This is a genomic window from Saccharibacillus sp. JS10 (assembly GCF_024436065.1).
GTDB lineage: Bacteria > Bacillota > Bacilli > Paenibacillales > Paenibacillaceae > Saccharibacillus.
This window is the reverse complement of record NZ_JANFNS010000003.1, coordinates 444,980-465,913: the sequence shown is the minus strand read 5'-3', so window position 1 is coordinate 465,913 and position 20,934 is coordinate 444,980. Positions and strand designations below refer to the sequence as shown.

At 49.8% G+C, this 20,934-nt stretch carries 21 protein-coding genes; 12 read left to right on the top strand and 9 right to left on the bottom strand.

What is annotated here, in order from left to right; translation table 11 throughout:
* The gene (locus tag NOM90_RS12490) at positions 1 to 1,686 is read left to right on the top strand and encodes a right-handed parallel beta-helix repeat-containing protein (protein ID WP_255942347.1); all 1,686 of its coding nucleotides are present in this window, start codon (positions 1 to 3) and stop codon (positions 1,684 to 1,686) included.
* Between the two features lie 101 nt (positions 1,687 to 1,787).
* Here the strand turns inward: NOM90_RS12490 and NOM90_RS12485 are convergent, their stop codons facing one another.
* On the bottom strand, positions 1,788 to 2,360 hold the full coding sequence (locus NOM90_RS12485) for a 5' nucleotidase, NT5C type (protein WP_255942345.1): 573 nt from the start codon (positions 2,358 to 2,360) through the stop codon (positions 1,788 to 1,790).
* A 182-nt stretch (positions 2,361 to 2,542) separates the two neighbouring features.
* Between NOM90_RS12485 and NOM90_RS12480 the strand changes: the two genes are divergently transcribed.
* Positions 2,543 to 3,214, top strand: coding sequence for a thermonuclease family protein (locus NOM90_RS12480; RefSeq protein WP_255942343.1), 672 nt, complete (start codon positions 2,543 to 2,545; stop codon positions 3,212 to 3,214).
* 86 nt (positions 3,215 to 3,300) lie between these two features.
* On the opposite strand, the gene NOM90_RS12475 is transcribed toward NOM90_RS12480, so the two are convergent.
* Positions 3,301 to 3,690, bottom strand: coding sequence for a winged helix-turn-helix transcriptional regulator (locus NOM90_RS12475; protein WP_255942341.1), 390 nt, complete (start codon positions 3,688 to 3,690; stop codon positions 3,301 to 3,303).
* Between the two features lie 572 nt (positions 3,691 to 4,262).
* Between NOM90_RS12475 and NOM90_RS12470 the strand changes: the two genes are divergently transcribed.
* From NOM90_RS12470 to ribD, 3 genes are all read left to right on the top strand, one after another.
* Entirely contained in the window at positions 4,263 to 5,354 is a 1,092-nt protein-coding gene (locus NOM90_RS12470) for an FAD-dependent monooxygenase (RefSeq protein WP_255942339.1), read from the top strand.
* A gap of 264 nt (positions 5,355 to 5,618) precedes the next feature.
* Entirely contained in the window at positions 5,619 to 6,383 is a 765-nt protein-coding gene (locus NOM90_RS12465; protein ID WP_255942447.1) for a GTP cyclohydrolase II, read from the top strand.
* Between the two features lie 6 nt (positions 6,384 to 6,389).
* Positions 6,390 to 7,490 carry a bifunctional diaminohydroxyphosphoribosylaminopyrimidine deaminase/5-amino-6-(5-phosphoribosylamino)uracil reductase RibD gene (ribD, locus tag NOM90_RS12460; RefSeq protein WP_255942337.1) on the top strand — a complete coding sequence of 367 codons (1,101 nt, stop codon included), beginning with the start codon at positions 6,390 to 6,392 and terminating at the stop codon, positions 7,488 to 7,490.
* A gap of 87 nt (positions 7,491 to 7,577) precedes the next feature.
* On the opposite strand, the gene NOM90_RS12455 is transcribed toward ribD, so the two are convergent.
* Both NOM90_RS12455 and nudC read right to left on the bottom strand, forming a co-directional pair.
* Positions 7,578 to 8,510: a cation diffusion facilitator family transporter gene (locus tag NOM90_RS12455; RefSeq protein ID WP_255942446.1), complete on the bottom strand. Its 933-nt coding sequence runs from the start codon at positions 8,508 to 8,510 to the stop codon at positions 7,578 to 7,580.
* A gap of 212 nt (positions 8,511 to 8,722) precedes the next feature.
* Entirely contained in the window at positions 8,723 to 9,577 is an 855-nt protein-coding gene (nudC, locus tag NOM90_RS12450) for an NAD(+) diphosphatase (protein WP_255942335.1), read from the bottom strand.
* 111 nt (positions 9,578 to 9,688) lie between these two features.
* On the opposite strand from nudC, the gene NOM90_RS12445 reads away from it, so the two are divergent.
* A complete protein-coding gene (locus NOM90_RS12445; RefSeq protein WP_255942334.1) occupies positions 9,689 to 10,777 on the top strand; it encodes a threonine aldolase family protein in 1,089 nt (362 codons plus the stop codon).
* A gap of 52 nt (positions 10,778 to 10,829) precedes the next feature.
* On the opposite strand, the gene NOM90_RS12440 is transcribed toward NOM90_RS12445, so the two are convergent.
* Positions 10,830 to 11,687, bottom strand: coding sequence for an SDR family NAD(P)-dependent oxidoreductase (locus NOM90_RS12440; protein WP_255942333.1), 858 nt, complete (start codon positions 11,685 to 11,687; stop codon positions 10,830 to 10,832).
* A 175-nt stretch (positions 11,688 to 11,862) separates the two neighbouring features.
* Here NOM90_RS12440 and NOM90_RS12435 point away from each other — a divergent pair, with 175 nt between their 5' ends.
* Positions 11,863 to 12,327 (top strand): MerR family transcriptional regulator, encoded by a 465-nt coding sequence (locus tag NOM90_RS12435; protein ID WP_255942332.1) that lies wholly within the window; start codon positions 11,863 to 11,865, stop codon positions 12,325 to 12,327.
* Positions 12,328 to 12,376: 49 nt separating this feature from the next.
* On the opposite strand, the gene NOM90_RS12430 is transcribed toward NOM90_RS12435, so the two are convergent.
* Positions 12,377 to 13,252 carry an aldose 1-epimerase family protein gene (locus NOM90_RS12430; protein WP_255942331.1) on the bottom strand — a complete coding sequence of 292 codons (876 nt, stop codon included), beginning with the start codon at positions 13,250 to 13,252 and terminating at the stop codon, positions 12,377 to 12,379.
* Positions 13,253 to 13,402: 150 nt separating this feature from the next.
* Here NOM90_RS12430 and NOM90_RS12425 point away from each other — a divergent pair, with 150 nt between their 5' ends.
* The 4 genes from NOM90_RS12425 to NOM90_RS12410 are packed head-to-tail and all read left to right on the top strand — an operon-like array spanning position 13,403 to position 17,464.
* A complete protein-coding gene (locus tag NOM90_RS12425; protein ID WP_255942330.1) occupies positions 13,403 to 15,679 on the top strand; it encodes a glycoside hydrolase family 3 protein in 2,277 nt (758 codons plus the stop codon).
* Between the two features lie 21 nt (positions 15,680 to 15,700).
* Positions 15,701 to 16,192 carry a peptide-methionine (S)-S-oxide reductase MsrA gene (gene msrA / locus NOM90_RS12420; protein ID WP_255942329.1) on the top strand — a complete coding sequence of 164 codons (492 nt, stop codon included), beginning with the start codon at positions 15,701 to 15,703 and terminating at the stop codon, positions 16,190 to 16,192.
* Positions 16,193 to 16,245: 53 nt separating this feature from the next.
* Positions 16,246 to 16,998 (top strand): tetratricopeptide repeat protein, encoded by a 753-nt coding sequence (locus NOM90_RS12415; RefSeq protein ID WP_255942328.1) that lies wholly within the window; start codon positions 16,246 to 16,248, stop codon positions 16,996 to 16,998.
* Positions 16,991 to 17,464 carry a GNAT family N-acetyltransferase gene (locus NOM90_RS12410; RefSeq protein WP_255942326.1) on the top strand — a complete coding sequence of 158 codons (474 nt, stop codon included), beginning with the start codon at positions 16,991 to 16,993 and terminating at the stop codon, positions 17,462 to 17,464. The genes NOM90_RS12415 and NOM90_RS12410 overlap by 8 nt, the downstream gene beginning before the upstream one ends.
* A 94-nt stretch (positions 17,465 to 17,558) precedes the next feature.
* Here the strand turns inward: NOM90_RS12410 and NOM90_RS12405 are convergent, their stop codons facing one another.
* Together NOM90_RS12405 and NOM90_RS12400 are read right to left on the bottom strand one after the other, a co-directional pair.
* Positions 17,559 to 18,662: a Gfo/Idh/MocA family protein gene (locus NOM90_RS12405; protein ID WP_255942324.1), complete on the bottom strand. Its 1,104-nt coding sequence runs from the start codon at positions 18,660 to 18,662 to the stop codon at positions 17,559 to 17,561.
* A gap of 27 nt (positions 18,663 to 18,689) precedes the next feature.
* A complete protein-coding gene (locus NOM90_RS12400) occupies positions 18,690 to 19,352 on the bottom strand; it encodes a ThuA domain-containing protein (RefSeq protein ID WP_255942322.1) in 663 nt (220 codons plus the stop codon).
* Positions 19,353 to 19,583: 231 nt separating this feature from the next.
* On the opposite strand from NOM90_RS12400, the gene NOM90_RS12395 reads away from it, so the two are divergent.
* On the top strand, positions 19,584 to 20,357 hold the full coding sequence (locus tag NOM90_RS12395; RefSeq protein WP_255942321.1) for an AraC family transcriptional regulator: 774 nt from the start codon (positions 19,584 to 19,586) through the stop codon (positions 20,355 to 20,357).
* 23 nt (positions 20,358 to 20,380) lie between these two features.
* Here the strand turns inward: NOM90_RS12395 and NOM90_RS12390 are convergent, their stop codons facing one another.
* Positions 20,381 to 20,929, bottom strand: coding sequence for a hypothetical protein (locus NOM90_RS12390; RefSeq protein WP_255942320.1), 549 nt, complete (start codon positions 20,927 to 20,929; stop codon positions 20,381 to 20,383).
* Positions 20,930 to 20,934: the final 5 nt, after the last annotated feature.

Here is a 20,934-nt window from a genome sequence, read left to right as displayed (position 1 = left end):
TTGTCGAATGTTTTGAAATCTTTTGGCTTGCTTACAGCGCTGACTTTGTCTGCATCGGTATTACCTGCTTGCGTCTCCCCGATGCAAGCACGCGACACAAGTCTCTCCGCGTCGCACACCAAGCTTGCGGCATTTAACGCTTCCGCGTCGTCCAAGTCGCAAGCTCTTGCTCCCGCTGCATCGGCGGGAACTTCAGCGTCAGCCGCTGCGCAGGCAGACGCTCAGCCTTATTATTACGTCGCGCCAAGCGGCAGCGACCAAGCCGGAACGGGCTCGGAAGCTAGCCCGTGGCAGACCGTGCAGCGCGCAGTCGATGCCGCGATGAAAACGGGCGGCACCGTTTATTTGCGCGGCGGCATTTATAACCAGTCACTGAAGCTGACTGGAGCACCCGGCGCCGCAAATAGTGCGGCGCACTTGACCGTCGCAAGCTATCCGTCGGAGACGGCGGTGCTCGACGGAACCGATCTGCCGGTTGCCTTGACCGGCGCTTTAATCGAACTGTCCGATGTCAGCCGCGTCACCGTTCGCGGTCTGGAAGTGCGTAATTACAAGACGGCAAAGTCCGGTAGCGTGCCGATCGGGATCTATGTGCATGGCGCAGGCGAAGCTGTCAGCTTGCTGGACAACAAAGTGCATGACATCGGCAATACGTCAACGCCCAAAGGCAGCGATCTGAGCGGGCGCGATGCTCACGGGATCGCGGTCTATGGCACGAAATCGCCAGCTTCGATTCGTGACCTGACCATCTCGGGCAACGAAGTCTACAATCTGACTCTAGGTTCAAGCGAAGCGCTGGTGCTGAACGGCAATGTCGAGAAATTTACGATTGAGAACAATCATGTACACGATAACGACAATATCGGGATCGACGCGATCGGCTTTGAAGGCACTTCGCCTGATAGCAAGTACGATCAGGCTCGAAACGGCACGATTACAGGTAACGTTGTGACGGGCAATACAGCGGTTCGCAATCCGTCTTACGGCATGCCTGTTCCCAATGAGGCGTATTCGGCAGGCGGGATTTATGTAGACGGCGGGCGCGATATTGTCATTGAACGCAACCGTTCGGAAAATAACGATATCGGAATCGAGATTGCGTCCGAGCATCGCGGACGTTCGACTTCGGGCATTACTGTGCGTAGCAATCTGGTTGTTCGTAACGCGATGACCGGAATTGCGATCGGCGGTTACGATAAAAAGCGCGGTTCCACGACGAACAGCATTATCACAGGCAACACGGTAGCGTACAACGATACGTTGGAGTGGGGAACCGGGCAACTGTATATCCAGTTTGATACGCAAGACAATATCGTTCAAAACAATATTTTCGTCGCGTCCGGCTCCAACACGCTGATTCGCAACGATTATACGGAGAATACACGCAACAAAGTCGATTACAATCTATACTTTGCCCCAGACAACAAAAAAGGTTCTTGGGTCTGGAAAAAGAAAAATTATTCGAGCTTCGACGCGTATCGCAAAGGAAGCGCAAACGATGCCAATTCGCTTTTCGTCGATCCTCAATTCGTGGATGCCAAGCAAGGGAATTATCGCTTGAAATCGGGTTCTCCGGCTGTTGCCAGCGGCGTAGTCGATGCCGTATTAAATGCTGCGAACGATTTCGACGGCAAGCCCCGCGGACAATCCGCCAACGGATTACCGAGCCGAGGCGCTTACGAGTAAGTCGATAGAACGAATCCAAATGATCTTTTGAGCTTTGCTACAAAAAAACTCCCGAAACCGCGTATCGACGCCGCTTCGGGAGTTTTTTAACTAAGTTTCATTCAACCTTTGACCGGAAAGCCTGATCCTGACAGAACATGATTCACCAATTCGCCCATGCCGTCCCACGAATCTTTCATCAAAAATTCGTCTTGCAACGGTTGGTTCCACGGACGCGGAATCCCGATCGTACGTTTACCTGCTTGGCGCGCGGCAAGTAGATTATGCGGCCCGTCGTCGATCAATAGATCGAATTCCAGCAAATATTTACGTTTCGCGACGAAAAAATTCTCGAACGGGATAAACGGCATATGACGCTGAAGCCAATTCCATTTCTCCGCTACCGCCGAAGGGCGAGCCGCTGTAACGATAATGACGTCATGTTGCTCGCTAATCCGGCGAACTTCGTCGATCGTATGTTCATCGAAAATTTCGAGTTCTTCATATAAGTTTGGACGACCGAAAAAGATTTCTTCATTACATTCGGGATGCCAAACCGTACTCAGATCGAAACTTTTAACCTGATCGATCGTGAGTTGGAGGTCCGGGTACGCTGCATTATGGTAATGAATCGCTTTCGGAACGAGGTGACAGATCGTATCATCCATATCAATTGCGACGATTTTTTTGCTCATTACATTCTCTCCTACTGCTTGAAAAAGCGTTGTTGATTTCCTGAAAACACGGATACTTGCATTGTAGCGAACTTCCTGATTTATGGCAAAAGAATCGAAACCAGTTTAAGGAATTTTGGAGTTGGAAGGAACAACGCGTATACTAACGAAATCAGTCTACATAAGGAAGCGAGGAACTCTATATGAACACACCGCACGATCCTAACGGTCAGCCCGGGAAAACCGGACGTCCCAAGCCGAATATCATTTCGATTGTGATCACTATCGTCGTACTCGCGATATTGCTGTTCACAACGCCGGGACGCGAACTGCTCAATAATATTGTAGGTCGAGATGGAAAAGAGCAGACGCAGTCTCAACAACCCAATACTTCAGAGCAAACCGCAACAACGCCTGCGCCTGTCGAAGGACGTGTGTCGGCTACCGTCGAACGAATCGTCGATGGAGATACCGTAATCGTAAACTTGGCGGACGGAAGCCGCGAACGCGTGAGAATGTTATTGATCGATACACCCGAAACCAAAAAAGAAGGTACGCCGGTTCAACCTTTCGGTCTGGAAGCAAGTGAATACACGAAAAAGCTCCTAACCGGAAAATCAGTTGAACTTGAATTTGACCAAGAACAGCGCGATCAATACGACCGGATGCTAGCTTATATTTATTTGGACAACAAAATGGTGAATACGGAGCTGTTAGAGAAAGGTTTGGCGCGCGTCGTGGTCTATCAGCCAAACGATAAATATATCGACGAATTCCGTGATATTCAAGCCAAAGCGAAAAAAGCGAAAATTGGCGTCTGGAGTGTAGAAGGGTATGCGGACAATCGGGGATTTCATCCAGAGGTCGTACAATAAAGACATGCTAAAAGCCCAATTAAAATGAAAAACGCCCGAACGTTTGACGGAAATAGACCGTCACGTTTCGGGCGTTTGTGATTTATTCATAGCCGAGAATCGGTCGTTGTCGAATGGAAAAGACACTCAGACGAACCGGGGTCGTGCTCTTTTGGCTCAATCTTGACCCAGCGCGTTGCCCAGCCTTGAATATGATCCATCAAAGGCGCTAAGTCTCGTCCCATATCCGTTAACGAATATTCGATCCTTACCGGCTTTTCTGGATATACCGTGCGAAGCACGATGCCTTCTTCTTCAAGTTCTTTCAGTCGTTCCGAAAGGACTTTACCGCTGAGGTTGGATAACGAACTTTCGATATCGACGAACCGACGAGGCCCGTCCATTAAGCGATAGATGATTAAGGTTGTCCAACGTTTACTGAGTACTTCGATTGCTTTTTCGAATCTGGGGCAGAGTTCGGTCAGCTTTGCTGCCAAAGGGATCACTCTCCGTTTGTATAAGAATTTTGTTGTGTGATAATTTCCGAACATCTATAAACAGATAAAACCCAAATTTTTGGGGATTGAAAAGGTAAGATTGAATGCTTGTTGTTATAAGTATACATTCAATAACTAAATTAAACAAGCTTACATTTAGTAATAATTAATACTTGACTCCGCTCCAGTAAGTAAATATACTAGGTTACATAAAGTAATTTGGTGAGTTAGCGGTCTTGACTACGCAAGCGAAGCACGCGTTCAAGACCGCAAATTCGAAGCGATGAAATCCGCTTCGAATTGCTCTACAAGCGTTCTTGACTACGTGAGCGAAGCGTACGTTCAAGACCGCAAAATTTGAAGCGATGAAATCCGCTTCAAATCGCCCTACAAAAAGCTTCCTGCTTCTAATACAGAAGCAGGAAGCTTTTCAAGCCCTAAACGCTCTTAAAGCTGTTAATGCTCTTAACGCTTTTCAAGCTTTTAACGCTCAAAACGCCTTTGAAGCTCTCGACTTTTCCCATCTTTTAAGTCTCTTAAATCTCTAAAAGCCCAAATCGGAGGATCAAACCATGCAGCGACATACGGAGATATGTATCGCAGGCGGAGGTCCGGCAGGCACTTTGCTGGCGTATCTGCTAGCTCGGCGCGGCGCAGAAGTTGTGCTGGTCGAAAAGCAGCCTGTGCCTGGACCTTCGTTTCGCGGCGAAATCATTAATGCAGATGGCGAAAGCGTGCTGAGAAAGCACGGAATCTTGGATAAAATCAATCCCGAAGCGGTGTTGCCTCTTCTTCGTCTGGAATACTGGGAGAACCGGAAGATCGTCAAAACGATCTTCCCGGATCATGCCGACGGTAATGTCGGCATTCATATTCCGCAAGCCGATCTGCTTCACGCTTTATTGAATGAAATGAAGTCGTACTCGAATTTCACGTATTTGCCGGGCACAATGGTTCGAGGTCTGCTTCAGAATGAAGAAGGAACGTACACCGGAGTGAAAGTACGTACAGCAGACGGCAGTCTGTTGACGATTCACAGCCAAGTTGTCGTCGGCGCGGACGGTCGATATTCCTCGGTTCGTAAATATGCTGGAATCCCAGTGAATTCAGCAGGTCACGGTTACGATCTGCTTTGGGCGAGAATACCTGCACCGCAAGGTTGGGAACCGGTGATGTGTTCTACCATTCAGAATGGGCAACAGCTTCATTTGTTCACGCAAGCTCGCGGATATGTCCAGATCGGTTGGAATATCGCGGAAGATTCGTACAAAGAACTGCGCAAGCGTCCTTTTGAAGAGTTGACGCAGACTTTGATCGAAGCTTTTCCAAAGCTTGAAGACAGCGTGCGGCAGCATATTACGTCGTGGCAAGACTTCGTATTGCTCGATATTTTCAGTAGTAAATCCGAACGCTGGGCACAGCCCGGGCTTGTGCTGATCGGAGATGCGGCGCATACGATGACGCCGACGGGCGCTTTTGGATTGAATGAAGCGTTACGGGATGCCGATGTGCTGCATGAAGAAATCCTCAACTGTCTAAGCCAAAACAAAGAAACTTTAACGTCGTTAGAACGATTGGAACAACGCCGTCGCGGCGATGTAGAACGTAGGCAACGCGAGCAAGTTGATATGGAATTGACTTATGCTCAAAATTTTAACAATTAACCTTCAATTCATACACAATGCGACGATAATATACAGATACCCTATACAATATGGCGTATCGGAAATTTTTTGATCCTAAGATGATCCAAAGTCGGACAAGTTGCGAACTACAGGTAACGAGGATGCGGAACCGATTTAGGTGCCGTGTCCATTTTATCGCGAACTCATTTACGGTCCGTCGCAGGAACTTGCTTGACGGCTTAACCGACTTAACCAATACGAAAATAAGGATGTGCCATCATGGAACACAATAGCGCAGCTTTTATGCTTAAAGACAGTATTCATCATGTACCGTCGCCATTAGATTCAAAAGAAGGTTACGTGCTGGTAGGGCCGATCAAACTGCCTGTCAATTTAGAAGGAGAAACGCTCCTTTTCCGTTGGTATAGCTGGCTGAAAAAGCCTGAAGGCGGCGAAGATATGTCTGCCGAAGAATTGATCCGTAACTTGCCGAAAATGGACTTGGCAGAAGGCCAACAGTCTAGCGTACTCGTTTATGGCGATTTCGAAAATTCGCCGGATGCTTTGATCCGGATGCACAGCATTTGCCATACCGGCGATATTTTCGGCAGTAAACGTTGCGACTGCGGGTATCAACTGCGTCAATCGATGAAAATGATCGCGGAACACGGTTCGGGCGCTTTGTTCTATCTGGCGAATCACGAAGGTCGCGGAATCGGTCTGTTCAGCAAAGCGATGGCGTATATTTTACAAGAACAAGGGATGGATACGGTCGAAGCGAATCTGGCTCTTGGGTTCGAAGACGATACGCGTAATTACGACGGAGCGATCGGCGTACTGAAATTTTTGCGTCAGCTTCCAGTGACTTTGATCACGAACAACCCGCGTAAACTCGAAGCGTTGCGAGCATCGGGAATGAATGTGTCTGGACGCACGCCGCTATGGGGAGATATTTCTGAATTTAACGAAAAATATTTGCGCACGAAAGTAAATCGGTCAGGTCACTTCGCGACGCAAAATCCGATTGAAGGTCTAACCGAGCTTCCGGCTGCCGAAGGAGGAGACTGACGAAACATGAGCGAAGATCAGTCGATTCATGAAAAATATATGCGGCTCGCGCTAGAAAATGCGCGTGCTGCCAAAGGTCAGACTGCACCGAACCCTTTGGTCGGCTCCGTGATCGTGAATCAAGGCAGAATCGTTGGGATCGGCGCGCATCTCAAGCCGGGCGAACCCCATGCGGAGATTCATGCGCTGCGTATGGCAGGCGAACATGCGAAAGGCGGCACGATCTATGTGACGCTGGAGCCTTGTTCGCACCACGGTCGTACAGGCCCTTGCGCCGAAGCAGTCGTTAAAGCGGGATTGGCAAAAGTTGTCGTGGCGGCGCCCGATCCGAATCCGCTTGTTGCAGGGCGCGGAATTAAAATTTTGCGCGATGCCGGCATCGAAGTGATCGAAGGCGTATTGCGAGAAGAATCGGAGCAACTTAACGAGGTGTTTAATCGTTATATCGTAAGCAAGCGTCCTTTTGTGACGGTGAAATCTGCAACGACTCTAGACGGCAAAATCGCGACGCATACGAACAGCAGCCGTTGGATCACGTCGGCAGAAGCTCGTGAAGACGTCCATCGTTTGCGTCATGAACACGGTGCGATTTTGGTCGGCGTGCAGACGATTGTGCATGACGATTCGCAGTTGAACACACGTTTGCCGGATGGTCGCAATCCGCTTCGAGTTATTTTGGACAGCACGTTGCGGATCTCCGAGACTGCACGCGTTGTGACCGATGGCGAAGCGCCGACATGGATCTTTACAGGTTCGACGTTCGATTCAGCGAAGCGTGAACGACTGGAAGCCGCAGGCGTACGTGTCGTTCCGACAAGCGGCGAACGCGTGAATCTGGAAGAAGTGCTCGATACGCTTGGCGAGAGTGAGATTTCATCGTTACTGGTCGAAGGCGGCGGTCAAGTGATCGCTTCGTTTGTCGAGCAGGGGCTTGCCGATAAGCTGGTGCTCTATATGGCGCCGAAGCTAGTGGGCGGCAAAGATGCGCCGACGTTTATCGAAGGTCTGGGCATCGCGGATATGAATGAAGCGATTGATTTGACGGGGCTGCGAGTGCAAAATCTCGGACCGGATTTGAAGTTCGAAGCGTATTTCCCGAAAAAATAAAAGCAATGATTATAGAAAATCCCGATTCTCAATAAAGAGAATCGGGATTTTTTAATTTCGAAGCTTATTTAAGCTGTAGTCGAAGCTTTAATTTCTTTCAATCTCCGCTTCGCGACGTTTCCAGCTGGTTTTGCCGTCGTCTTCGACAATCGAGATTGCCGCATCCGCGATATCCGGATTGTTCGTCAGCGTGTTTTGAATCCGGATTTTAATATCGTCGGCTACGCCGAGCGTCAGCCCGGTACGCAATTCAACGACCGCATCGACATGGTAATAGCGACCTTCTTGCACAATACGCATACTTTCGATATCGCGTACGTCGGCATCTCCGAGAATCGTTGCAGAGACTTTATCTTCAACGTCTTGCGGAGCCGATACGCCGATCAGACCGATCATATTATCGTAGCCTACTCGGAACGCAACCACGATCATCAACAAACCGATCAAAGTCGTCGCCATACCGTCGATCAACGTGAAATCGGTCAGAGCGATGACGACTACCGCGACCAACGCCAAGAAAGCACCTAACACAGCCACGATGTCTTCGTAAAATACGAGACGAGTCGGAGGAGCCGCGCGACCTACGTTTTTGAAAGCCGTAGGCAGCAATTTAAAGCCGCTTGCTTTAGGGACTCGTGCTTCTTTCAAAATTTCTTTGGAGGCTTTAAGCAAAATCGCGCCATCGATCAAAATGTTCAAAAGCAACACGCCGATATTGATCCAAAATCCTCCGGTGGCTTCACTCGGATGTTGCAGCAGATGAATGCCTTCGTGGATCGTTTCGTACGCCATGATCGTGACGACGATAACCGCGATCATACAGAAGATGTTGATGACGCGTCCGAATCCGAGCGGGAAACGGCGACTTGGACGACGCTCGGACAATACGCTGCCGACGAATACGAAACCTTGGTTGACCGCATCGGCTAGCGAGTGCATCGCGGATGCGAACATCGCGCCGCTGCCTGTAAATATAGCGGCGCCGCCTTTTGCAGCGGCAAGAACCGCGTTGCCGATCATCGCGACCGCAGAAGAAGTATTGCCTTTTTTGATCAACGAGCCTAACGATTCTTTTTGTCCGACTTCGGACGGATGGGCTTCAGCCACACGTTCTCCTCCTTCGAATAAACCTAAAATAGTGAATTTCTCGCTTACCAGCTATAGCTTATGTACCCGGAATCCACAATTTGGAACAGATTCGAACCGTTCCAAACGATAAGATTCCGGTCAGATTATACGGAACTTCCGTATTCATCGGTATACCAATCAATAATTTTGCGTGCGATGCTCAGCTTCGGCGGAATATTTGGCATGTTATCCGGTGAGAACCAATCGGCATGTTCGATTTCTTCGCCGTCTACCGTAATGTCGCCGCTAGCGTATTCCGCGATAAATCCGATCATCAGCGAATGGGGAAACGGCCATTGTTGGCTGCCGAAATACCGGATCTCGCCAAGCGTCAAGCCGACTTCTTCCATCGTTTCTCTACGGACGCAATCTTCCAACGTTTCGCCCGGCTCGGCAAATCCGGCAATCAGACCATAAAAATTATCCGGGAAATGCGGCGCGTGGGCAAGCAAAATTTTCCCGTCTTTTAAAATCGCCGTGATTACAGCCGGCGACAAGCGTGGATAATGACTCAATCCGCAGTTGGGACAGACTTTAGCACGGTCGCGGTCAGCCAGAGTCAACGTCGAACCGCAGCGTCCGCAAAATTGATGCGTATCGTCCCAATTCAGCATTTGCAAAGCGCGTCCGGCAAGATGGAATAGATCTTCGTCGATCTGGTCATACAGCGCCCGAAGCGGCAAAAAGTTCGATCCGACCAGCGGTTCGGTGATTTCCGGAGCTTCCGCGGCGTAACACGGAGCACCGTCCAGTAGACCGAGATACAGAGAGCGAACGGGAGTGAAATGTAAATCTTCGATATCCGCCGCTACAGGAATCGCCGCGAGACCTTCTTGTTGATTCAGCAGCAGTTGTCCGGTGCGAGCCAAGAAAATAAACCAATAAGCGGGTTTGTCTGTAGGCTCTGCGCTTAATCCAGGCGTATAACGGTCGTAAATGCTAGGTTTAGAGTTAGGCATGCAAGCAGAACCTTTCGGATTGGAATAGAATGACATCCTTTATTATGAAAGGATGGCTGACCAGGAGCAATAGCGGTACACTATTTATATTGAAAAAGGAGGCGTTCTGATATGACTTTACCCTTAACTTTAGGCGATACCTTCAAACAAGCGAAATATAGAACGACCGGCAACGGCCCAAGAGATGTAAACGTGCTGCTTCAATCGCTGCAACACGTAGACGGAGATACGCCGAGCGAGATGTACGGACGCGGGGAAATCATCGAGAAATTCGAACGCAAACTTGCGGAGATGCTAGGCAAAGAATCGGCGGTCTTTTTCCCAAGCGGCACGATGGCGCAGCAGATTGCTTTACGGATATGGAGCGACCGAAAGGACAGTAAAGCTGTCGCATATCATCCTTTGTGCCATCTGGAAATTCACGAACAAGACGGGCTCAAAGAATTGCATCATTTGGAGCCGGTTCTGCTGGGGACTCAAGATCGGTTAATTACGCTGGACGATGTGAAAAAGATGCCTGCTAACGTCGCTTGTTTGTTATTGGAGCTTCCGCAGCGCGAGATCGGCGGCGAGTTGCCGGAGTATACAGAGCTGGAGCAGATTTCGGCGTACTGCCGGGAACAAGGCATTGCTCTGCATCTGGACGGTGCAAGACTGTTCGAGATTTTGCCGTATTACGGCAAACAAGCGTCCGAAGTATGCGGCTTGTTCGATAGTGTTTACGTTTCGTTCTACAAAGGAATCGGTGGGATTGCCGGAGCGATGCTGCTTGGTGATGCCGACCTAGCCGAGCAATCGAAAGTCTGGAAACGTCGGCATGGCGGCGATCTGATTAGTTTGTATCCGTACATCCTGAGTTCCGAATATTATATGGATTTGCGGTTGCCCAAAATGGAACGGTATTACGAACAAGCCAAGCAATTGGCGGCTTTGTATAATACGTGCTCAGGCATGCGTACGCGCCCTGAAATTCCGGTATCGAATATGTTCCATCTGCATCTCAACATTCCGATGTCTGTCGCGGAATCTGTGATTGCCGAGGTGCAAGAAGAGAGTGGTATCGCATTGGCCGCTTATCTAAAAGAGACGAGCGAGACGACTTGCGCGACGGAAATCGCGATCGGGGATTGTTATGAAGACGTACCGCAAGAGCAATTGAAAGCCGCGATTAAGCTGCTTAACGAAAGGTTGAATTCATAAATTTTCTCGTCAAACAGCCTTACAACGACTCTGTTGTAAGGCTGTTTGGTTTTTACGACTTATATTCTTTTTCATAAATCCGCTTCACGTTATCCAATACCTGCTGCGCTTGATCGGAGAACGGAAGTTGTACTTTGCCTTTTTGATTGACTAGCACGCCGATCTCATCGCGATAAGCTCCGAAAGCCGCATCATACAGACGTCCCGCGCCTTGCGTAGGCGGAGCGAAAAAGAACTTCATCAAATAATGGATCGGAAAAGGAAGCCCTGACTTTTTGCCTTTACGCAACGTATTGTTCGGACCCGGGTCGGCGCTACGCAATCGAATCCCTTCTTTGGCTTCGCTTGGAGCGAGAGCTTGCGTCCACAAAGACAGCGCGAGCTTGGTATCGGCGTAAGCTCCGGTCAAAGGCTTGAAGCGTGTAGGATTTGCGAGTTGATCCGCCTCAAAGACTTTGGTGAAGTTGAAAGCGTTCGATGAAGTACCGATGACTGTTTTGAGCGAACCGCGTAGCAGCAAAGGCTTCATTTCTTGATAAATAATATACGGGACTACCGTCTGCAATTCATAGTGCATTTCGCGTCCTTGCGGAGAAAAAGCAAGCGCGGGTAAGCTTCCGCCTGCGTTATTGAATAGCACGTCAATTGACGTTTCTTCACGTTGAATCTGCGCCAAAGCTGCCGCCAGCTGCGTGAAATCCGTTAATTCGGCGGTATAGATACGCAGCCTTCCGCGCTGGATTGCGGTTGTGATTTCTGAATCTTCTACGGAAAAGGAAGATCGGATCAACGCCGCGACATGCCAGCCTTCTTGAAGAAGTTTGCGGGTTAGCTCAAGCCCGATACCGTTGTTGGCTCCAGTAATTAAAGCCGTGCGGGTCTGATCGGTTTTTGTTTGGATCTGATTCATGATGATTGCCTCCAGTCGATTGCTCGATGATGGAGTCTAGCGTATAACTTGGAGTCGGCTCCAAGTCAAATCTTAATATTCAACTCATACCTTAGATCGAATAGCTGTATGAACTAAGCTTGACTTGGAGTTGGCTCCAACTTGTATACTTGCTGATAAAGGAGCGTGAGCTGACATGGTAGAGCAAGCAGTCTTTTTGGCAGAGTCGCAAGCCCAATACACGATTAAGCAGACCTCGGAATTAACCGGGCTGCCGGAAGATACGATTCGATATTATGAAAAGGTTCATCTGCTTCCCAAAGCCAAAAGAAAATCCAACACACACCGCATCTATAGCGAAACCGATATCCAGACCATGCAATTGATCGTTTGTCTCAAAAAAACAGGCATGCCGCTCGACGAAATGAAGCCTTACTTGGATATGTCCCGTGACGGAAATCTTGCGGCTACCCCGGAAGCTGTCGAACGGATTCAGCAGTACCGGGCGACCGTGCTAGAACAGATCCAATCGCTCCAAACGATCGTCGATTTTATCGATCTGAAGCTTGAGCAAGGCACGCTACTCAATGAGCAGCAGTGCGATGCCGATCCGCAGCAAGCACCGGGGCTTCCGGCAAAGCGAGACAGTAAATTTCGTTAAAAAACCGGGCAGAGAATTTCTCTGCCCGGTTTTTCGATGTCAAACTCGATTAACCTACTTCGATGATCAAAGCCGCTTCAAAATACTCGCCCGGCGATAGTTCGACGGCAAGTTCTTTGTCTTTTAGCTCGCCACTGAATTGATCGGCGTCTGCCAACCCATGCCACGGTTCGATACACAGAAACGGAGCGCCTTTTGGCTGCCACACGCCGAGATACGGGAAATTCTCGGAAGACACACTAACGCGATGCTCCGTTTTGTCGCTTTTGAGCGTAACCTGATCCGAGTTAACGTCGCGGAAAATCATCGCGCCTTCTTCGAACTGCGCGCGCGTAAGCGGCAATACATTTCCTTTTTCCAACACGATTTCGGATTTATTCGGAATTTGAATATTGCCGCTCGTGACGAAGAATCGCTCCAACGTTTCTTCTTGATTAAATTCCAGTACATAATCTTCGAATTGCCCTTCATCGTTGATCGGGCAGTTAAATGCTGGGTGTGTGCCGAGCTGGAAGTAGATCGGTTTATCGTCGTCGTTATCGACTCGATATTGGATTCGCAGCGCTGAACCTTCAAGCGTATACGTGAGCGTCAACGCAAACTGATACGGATACATCGCAAGCGTTTCTTCGTCGGCAGACAGATGGAACACGGCTCTATTTTCATCCGCTTCCACAAGACGGAATTCGCGATTGCGCGCAAAGCCATGGTTTTTCAGCGAATATTCGCCGCCTTCTGTACGCATGACGCCGTCGTAGACCGATCCGACGATCGGGAAAAGTACCGGGGAGCGTCCCGTCCAAAATTCCGCATCGCCGCTCCACATATATTCAAGCCCGGTGTCTTTGCGTTTGAAGCTGATCAGTTCCGCGCCGAGCGGTCTGATTTCGACCGTAGCCGATTCACTGCTTAAGATGGTATTCATGGTTGTTATCCCTCCGTATAGCTGAATTTTCAACGCTTGGTTTACAGCTGGTTCTGCACTCTAGTGTAGCAAAAAAGAACAGGTCAACAAACTTCGAGGCAAGCGGTGATGCAATCGGTTCGTTATAATAGAAAAAAGGGAGGCGATGGAATGAGTCAGGAGAGAAAGCAAGGGAATTCCGCCGAAATTCGGTATGTCCAAAATGAACAAGGTCCAACGCTCGGTCTGTCCACCTCATCAGGGGTAAAAGAGATTCAGCAAGACGGGTTGTTTTTCAAAGACCTCAACCGAAGCGGCGTATTGGAGCCTTACAAAGATTGGCGGCTTTCGTCTACCGAGCGTGCTCAAGACTTAGCTTCCCGGATGACGCCGGAGCAAATCGCGGGGTTGATGCTGTATAGTCGTCATCAATCGATCCCTGCTGGAAAAACCAATTGGATCTCTTCTACATATAACGGCAAATCGTACGAAGAAAGCGGCGCAAAGCCGTGGGATTTGACCGACGAGCAAAAAAACTTTTTGGAACGAGATCATCTGCGGCATATTTTAGTGACCAATGTCGAAAGCCCTGAGGTTGCAGCCAAATGGAACAATGCCGTGCAAGCTTATGCCGAATCGGTCGGGCTGGGCATTCCGGCAAATAATAGTTCCGATCCGCGTCACGGATCGAATTCGGATTCGGAATTTAACGCCGGAGCAGGCGGCACAATCTCGATGTGGCCCGAAACGTTGGGGCTTGCCGCAACGTTCGATCCGAAGCTGGTACGCCGCTTCGGCGAGATCGCTGCACGCGAGTACCGTGCGCTGGGTCTGACCACGGCGTTATCCCCGCAGGTCGATATCGCGACCGATCCGCGGTGGTTCCGGTTTAACGGCACGTTCGGCGAAGATCCGCAATTGTCGACCGATCTAGGCCGCGCTTATATCGATGGATTCCAGACATCCGAAAAGGGCGATGAAATCGAAAACGGCTGGGGCAGAGCCAGCGTTAATGCGATGGTGAAGCACTGGCCGGGCGGAGGTTCAGGCGAAGGAGGACGCGACGCGCATTATGCCAGCGGCAAATACGCCGTGTACCCGGGCGGGAAATTCGACGAGCATTTGAAACCGTTCACCGAAGGAGCGTTCAAGCTTGAAGGCGCGACGGGTCAAGCTTCTGCGGTCATGCCGTATTACACGGTGTCCTGGGAGCAAGATACGGTCAATGGGCAGAATGTCGGCAATGCCTATAGCAAATACTTGATTACCGCTCTACTGCGTGAAAAATACGGCTATGACGGCGTAGTCTGTACCGATTGGCTCATTACCGCCGACGAAAACGGAGAAAAAGATTCGTTCCTGAGCGGCAAGCCGTGGGGCGTCGAACAGCTGAGCGTAGCCGAACGTCATTACAAGTTACTGCTTGCGGGTGTCGATCAGTTTGGCGGCAATAATGAAATGGGCCCGGTCTTGGAAGCTTACGAAATGGGTGTTCGCGAGCACGGCGAAGCATGGATGCGTCAGCGTTTCGAACGTTCTGCGGTACGGTTGTTAACGAATATCTTCCGACTTGGGCTTTTCGAAAATCCATATGTGCAACCCCAGCACAGTCAGCAAATCGTCGGGCAACCGGATTATATGCAAGCAGGCTACGAAGCACAGTTGAAATCAGTCGTTTTGTTAAAAAACAAAAACGATGTTCTTCCACTGTCTGCGCCTGAGCAAACACGCAAAAAAGCGTATATCCCTCGCCGTTATATCGCGTCCGGTCGCGATTGGTTCGGGAGAATCACGCCGGAGAAAACGGTCGATCCCTTGAACCCGTCTATCGCATCCAAATACTTTGATCTAACCGATGACCCGGAGCAAGCCGATTTTGCGCTGGTCTGTATCGAAAATCCAGATTCCGGTATGGGCTATAGCCGAGAAGATGCCGAAGCCGGGGGAAGTGGTTATGTACCGATTAGTTTGCAATATCGTCCCTATACCGCTGTATTCGGTCGCAAAGAAAGCCTGGCTGGCGATTCTCGTTCAAGTGATGTGATGAACCGCTCGCATTTGGGCAAATCGGTACGAACGCGTAACGAATCGGATCTTGATCTGGTATTGGATACACGTGCCAAAATGGGCGATAAACCTGTGATCGTCTCGATGCGATTATCGAATCCGGCGATTGTTGCGGAGTTCGAACCGGTAGCCGACGTCATTTTGGTTCATTTCGGATTACAAGACCAAGCGTTACTTGAGATTTTATGCGGTTATACCGAACCATCCGGTCTTTTGCCGATGCAGATGCCTGCCGATATGCGCACCGTCGAAGAACAGTTCGAAGACGTGCCGCGCGATATGAACAGTTATATGGATAGTGAAGGTCATGTATACGACTTCGCATACGGATTAAATTTCAGCGGCGTCATTGATGATGAACGGGTGAAAACATATCGCTAGATCGTAAAGGAGGCATGACAGATGAGCAGCGATCAATTGACGTTTGCGATGGGGTGTTTTTGGGGGCCCGAAGAACGATTTGCTCAAATCCCCGGCGTCACCGCTACGCGCGTTGGATATTCGGGCGGTGAATCTGTCGTCTCTTCTCAATCTTCCGAAGCCGAAGCGCCGACTCATCGGCGTTTGAATGGTCATTCCGAAGTGGTCGACGTACGATTTGATCCCGAGGTGATCACGCTGGAGAAGTTACTTGAGATCTTTTGGAAACATCATAATCCAGCTGCAATAGAAGGATATAAGCCGGACGATTCTCGCTACCGCTCGCTTCTTTTTTATCGGAACGAAGATCAGCGCAAGGTGATGGAAAAGGTTCAACAGCAGATGTCCCGGCAAGGGATCGCCAGCCAAGCCACCGAACTGAAAAAGATCCAACCTTTCTATATCGCCGAAGACAAACATCAGCGTTACGAACAGAAAAAACGTCGCAAACAGCAGCAGCCGAAAAATCTTTGAGTTGTGAATCTTTCAATATCCGTTACAATCGGAGCAGAAGGAGGCGAAGCCGCATGAATCATTTCGACAAAGGAATCGACTGCTACGGGCGCAAAGATTTCTTAAACGCTGATTTTCATTTCAAAAAAGTATTGGTGGAAAAAGGATTGCAGGCGGAGACTCTGGATTATTTGGCACGTTGTCGCTTAATGCTTGCCGATTCGCGCGGAGCTTTGGAATTGTTCGATCAGATCCTGGAGATGAAGCCGACTTGGGACAAGCCATACGAAGGAAAAGCACGGATTTACGCCGATCGTGGCGATTATGCAGAAGCCGAGGCGCTAGCAAGGCGGGCGTTAATGCTTCAGGTGAACTCGGCGCCGACTTGGGCGATTTTGGGTTATATTTGCGAACGCACGATGCGACTGAAAGAAGCGAAGCTTTGTTACTTAAAAGCAATCGAACTGGATCGAGAACTCGAAGAAGCCCATCTTCATCTCGCTGTCGTCTATTACGAACTGCGAGAACCGTATTCGAAGTGTCTGGAACAGTTGGATCGGGCATTGTTTGTCAATCCTGCTTCGACGGCTGCCTTATTTAATAAAGGTCTGATCTACAAAGATTTACGTCGTTACGGCGCAAGCAAAGCGTCTTTCGAAAAATTGATTGCTATCGATCCGCAAGATCGAGAAGCGAATATGGAGCTTGCCGAATTATATAAAAGAGATCGTCAATATAGCAAAGCCGAGCAATGCCTGGAGCGCGCACGCAGTCGCAAAGCGTATGATGGACGTCCAAGTCCAATGAGAGGAGAATACGATGAATAAGCAAATATCGGAAGAAAGACAGAATTCTGCTGTAACGGTGCGTTTGATTGATTATGGAAGCGACGAACACCGGCAGTCATTAAACTTACGAGACGAAGTGCTACGTCGCCCTTTAGGGCATAGTCTTTTTGACGATGACCTGTCCGGTGACGTCTCGGCGATCCATATCGCAGCTTTTGCTCAAGATCGGTTGGTCGGTATCTTATTGCTCTGTTCGAAAGGTGAGCATGTGCTTCAAATGAGACAAGTCGCTGTTGACGAAACGTTACGCGGGATGCAAATCGGTCGGAAAATGGTAGAGTACGCGGAAGAAGTTGCGATCCAGCAGCAGACGCAAGAGTTGATGCTTCACGCTCGCGAAGTCGCTGTGTTATTTTATGAAAAACTAGGGTATGCGCGTGAAGGCGAACGGTTCGAAGAAGTTGGGATTCCGCATTATAGGATGAGAAAAAAGCTGACTTCATAATCGAAAAGGAATCAAAAAATGATGAAGGGCAAAAATCAAAACGCCGGAATCTGCATTAGATGCAGGCTCCGGCGTTTTTTGTCGTTTCTCAAACTTAAGACAAATAACCTTTGATCAATCCGGTGTTGAGCGGACGAGGTTGTTCGCAAGTCGTTTTCAACTGTACGTAGTTGCCGCTATCCGAACTTTCATGGAATGCGTGCATCATTTCCAGTACGTGATTGGTCAGTTCGCCATTGGCGCGAGGGGTACCGCCGCTTAGCACGCAATCCGCCATATCCGATACACCGATGCCTCGGCTATTTTCGCCGTATTGATGGACGACCGGAATTTCTTTGAACTCCGTAGCGCCAGCGGGACGAAGCGAGATCGGACCGCCGAAGTTATTTGGATCCGGTACAAGCAGCGTGCCTTGCGTGCCGTAAATTTCGATCGGCGGCAGGGTGCTGCTCCAGACATCGAAGCTTGTAATCATCGTCGCGATCGCGCCGCTTTTGAATTTTAACGTTCCCGCAATATGCGTAGGCACTTCGACATCGATTTTTTCTCCGAATAACGGCTGGCTCGTAATCGTACGTTGCTCGAACGATTTGGACGTCATTCCGGCTACCGTTTCCGCAGGACCGAGTAGCGAGACCAGTGCCGTCAAATAATACGGTCCCATATCGAACATGGGGCCGCCGCCGGCTTGATAATAAAATCCAGGGTTCGGATGCCAATTCTCATGCCCGTGACAGAGCATAAAAGCGGTAGCCGCAATCGGTTGGCCGATATAACCGTCGTCGATCAGCTTGCGGCAAGTCTGTAGACCCGCGCCAAGAAACGTATCCGGTGCGCCGCCAAGCAGCAGCCCTTTTTCTCGTGCCAACTCTACGAGTTCATGCCCTTGCTCAGGCAGGAGCGATAATGGCTTTTCGACGTATACATGCTTGCCGTGTTCCAAAGCCAGTTTGCAGATACGGAAATGTTGGTCAGGCGTCGTCAAGTTCACGATGATTTCGATTTCCGGGCTGTTCAATACTTGTTCCGCTGTCCATTGATTCGGCACTCCGTACGTATCCGCGGCTTGCTGCATCCGTTCTTCGCTAAAATCCGATACCGCGAATACTTCGGTATTGGCAAAGACATGGGTCAGGTTTTGCAAATAAATTCCGCTAATATTGCCGCAGCCGATGATTCCGATTTTGACTTTACGCATAGATCATGCCCTCCTGTAATTAAAAGTTTATGAACGAGCTGCCCATAACATGCCGCGGCGCATCAGTTCTTTGGCTTCCGGAATATCGAAGATATTCGCTTGGTGACCGAGTGAGTTGTAGAAGACTTTGCCTGCGCCCCAGCGCTTCGTATACACGACAGGCATGACGATCTCGCCGTTTGCCGAGTGAGGGCCTTCGCTGATTTTGAACGTTGTGGTTGCAAGTACATCGACAACCGGATCGACATGCAAATAATACTGCTCGGATTTCACCGTGAAATCGGGAATGCCTTCGACAATCGGGCTGGACGAAGTGCCGGTCATTCGGACTTCATACTCCACGCCGTCGTTGAACGGATGCGCGACCCATTGCGATCCGGTCAAAAATTGCCACTCTACGCTATTGCGGAACGAATCGCACATCCCGCCGTGGCAGCCTGCCATCCCTACACCGGATTCTACGGCTTTAAGCACGGGCTTGAGCTGTGCTTCGCTGATCTCGCCCATCGTCCATACGGGAACGATCAGATCCAGCTGCATCAAACGTTCTTCATCCAAAAAAGCGTCTAACGTATAAGAAATCTCCGCCTCGAATCCTTCTTGGCGCAGAACATCGGCAAAAATGTCGGCAACTTCTTTCGGTTGATGACCGTCCCAGCCACCGCTGACGATCAAAGCTTTTTTACTCATTTTTATCAAACTCCCATCTTTACGATTGAATTGAGACTATATGATCACTCTACAACCCCACTTTATCGGAGAGCGCTCTCTTTTTCTCGCCAAATTCATTGTGAAAGTGGACAATTTTTGCTAAGTTGGAACCAACGGAGTAAAAGAACGGGGGGAATCGATATGCGCGCTTTTCACGAAAACCGGATCTACGGAAGCAGGATGCCGATCCAAGTATCACGGGTTCGGAACATGAATTTTTTGGCACATTGGCATCATGATTTGGAGTTTATTTATGTACGGGAAGGCAGTATTCAGATCGGCATCAATTCGGAGACACGTCTGCTGAAAGCCGGAGAGTTTTCGGTATGCGGAAGCGGAGAAATTCATTATTACGATCAGGGGAAAAGCGATTCCGAAGTATTGATGATCATTTTCAATCCGAGACTGATCGGTAGCCCTGCGGGATGGCCGGAAAAAGGGGGGTTGTCGTCTTCTTTTATTCCTTATCAAAAAGATACGGTTCCTAGCGAGTTCGAACAACAAGCTTTGGTTGAATTATCGGCAGTCATGGAGCGAATCGCCGAAGAACATGAACGGGGATTGGAACATTCGGAGACGATTATGATCGGGCTATTGCATCTGTTAGGCGGGCTGACTTTGCGGTATATGCCGACCACTTCGCCGCAACTTAGGCGCAGCGCCCGTTCGGAAAATCATCTTAAGATCATGCAAGAATTGCTGAATTATCTGGAGGAACACTGTCATTTGCCTTTAACGCTTCAAGACGGCGCAGATCGCGCTGCAATGAGCGTTTTTCATTTTTCGCGTTTTTTCAAAAATGTGACGGGGATGAATTATAACACCTATCTCAACGAACTTCGGATCAGACGCGCAGAAAAAATGATTGCCGAAACCGACGAGAAATTAATCCATATCGCGTTGGAATGCGGTTTCGGCAATGTGCGTACATTCAATCGCGTGTTCCGGCAGCTTCGCGGAGGCACGCCTTCGCAATGGCGCTGATCAAGATCAAGCAAGCTTCGCGGTTAAAAAATCGAATAGTACGCATCTGCGCGGTCCATAAGCGCGGAAGAAGAAGGGCCTTGGATTTTGGCAGCGAGCTTGCGCTGGCGTAATACCGCGTCCGGCGCATAGCGTACCGGCGGGTGCGGAACGTCGGAGCCTCGCACCGACGACCTAGCGGCGAAGCCGCTCAGTATGCCGGCTGCGCCAAGACCGAGCAGCAGCCGCGCACTGGCATGGCGAGCTTCGAGCGCCTCGCGAAGATTCGCCAGCGCCCGGCGCAGCAGGGCGCACTGCGCCGCGTGGCGCTCGTGTAAGCGCTGGAATCCGCTGACCGAATCTGCGGATTCCAGTGTCAATCCGCGCAGCCGAACCAAGCAAGCGCTCCATCGCACCAGATCAGCCGGTGCGACGTCTTCAGAGATCAGGCATACGCTGTATCCGGCGGCAGTGCCGCAAGACAATTTTAGTAAGCCGTAGCGGCGAATCAATCGGCGCGACTGTTGATCTTCGGCGTCGACCCTGACGTCAAATGCGAATACCTCGATACCCGACAATTTGCTGTCGTTCATGTTGC

Excerpts from the sequence above, each read along its gene's own strand:
- NOM90_RS12485 (WP_255942345.1), bottom strand. The coding sequence starts at position 2,360 with ATGAGCAAAAAAATCGTCGCAATTGATATGGATGATACGATCTGTCAC.
- NOM90_RS12480 (WP_255942343.1), top strand. The coding sequence starts at position 2,543 with ATGAACACACCGCACGATCCTAACGGTCAGCCCGGGAAAACCGGACGT.
- NOM90_RS12470 (WP_255942339.1), top strand. The coding sequence starts at position 4,263 with ATGCAGCGACATACGGAGATATGTATCGCAGGCGGAGGTCCGGCAGGC.
- NOM90_RS12465 (WP_255942447.1), top strand. The coding sequence starts at position 5,619 with ATGCTTAAAGACAGTATTCATCATGTACCGTCGCCATTAGATTCAAAA.
- ribD (WP_255942337.1), top strand. The coding sequence starts at position 6,390 with ATGAGCGAAGATCAGTCGATTCATGAAAAATATATGCGGCTCGCGCTA.
- NOM90_RS12455 (WP_255942446.1), bottom strand. The coding sequence starts at position 8,510 with ATGATCGGCAACGCGGTTCTTGCCGCTGCAAAAGGCGGCGCCGCTATA.
- nudC (WP_255942335.1), bottom strand. The coding sequence starts at position 9,577 with ATGCCTAACTCTAAACCTAGCATTTACGACCGTTATACGCCTGGATTA.
- NOM90_RS12445 (WP_255942334.1), top strand. The coding sequence starts at position 9,689 with ATGACTTTACCCTTAACTTTAGGCGATACCTTCAAACAAGCGAAATAT.
- NOM90_RS12440 (WP_255942333.1), bottom strand. The coding sequence starts at position 11,687 with ATGAATCAGATCCAAACAAAAACCGATCAGACCCGCACGGCTTTAATT.
- NOM90_RS12435 (WP_255942332.1), top strand. The coding sequence starts at position 11,863 with ATGGTAGAGCAAGCAGTCTTTTTGGCAGAGTCGCAAGCCCAATACACG.
- NOM90_RS12430 (WP_255942331.1), bottom strand. The coding sequence starts at position 13,252 with ATGAATACCATCTTAAGCAGTGAATCGGCTACGGTCGAAATCAGACCG.
- NOM90_RS12425 (WP_255942330.1), top strand. The coding sequence starts at position 13,403 with ATGAGTCAGGAGAGAAAGCAAGGGAATTCCGCCGAAATTCGGTATGTC.
- msrA (WP_255942329.1), top strand. The coding sequence starts at position 15,701 with ATGAGCAGCGATCAATTGACGTTTGCGATGGGGTGTTTTTGGGGGCCC.
- NOM90_RS12415 (WP_255942328.1), top strand. The coding sequence starts at position 16,246 with ATGAATCATTTCGACAAAGGAATCGACTGCTACGGGCGCAAAGATTTC.
- NOM90_RS12410 (WP_255942326.1), top strand. The coding sequence starts at position 16,991 with ATGAATAAGCAAATATCGGAAGAAAGACAGAATTCTGCTGTAACGGTG.
- NOM90_RS12405 (WP_255942324.1), bottom strand. The coding sequence starts at position 18,662 with ATGCGTAAAGTCAAAATCGGAATCATCGGCTGCGGCAATATTAGCGGA.
- NOM90_RS12400 (WP_255942322.1), bottom strand. The coding sequence starts at position 19,352 with ATGAGTAAAAAAGCTTTGATCGTCAGCGGTGGCTGGGACGGTCATCAA.
- NOM90_RS12395 (WP_255942321.1), top strand. The coding sequence starts at position 19,584 with ATGAATTTTTTGGCACATTGGCATCATGATTTGGAGTTTATTTATGTA.
- NOM90_RS12390 (WP_255942320.1), bottom strand. The coding sequence starts at position 20,929 with ATGAACGACAGCAAATTGTCGGGTATCGAGGTATTCGCATTTGACGTC.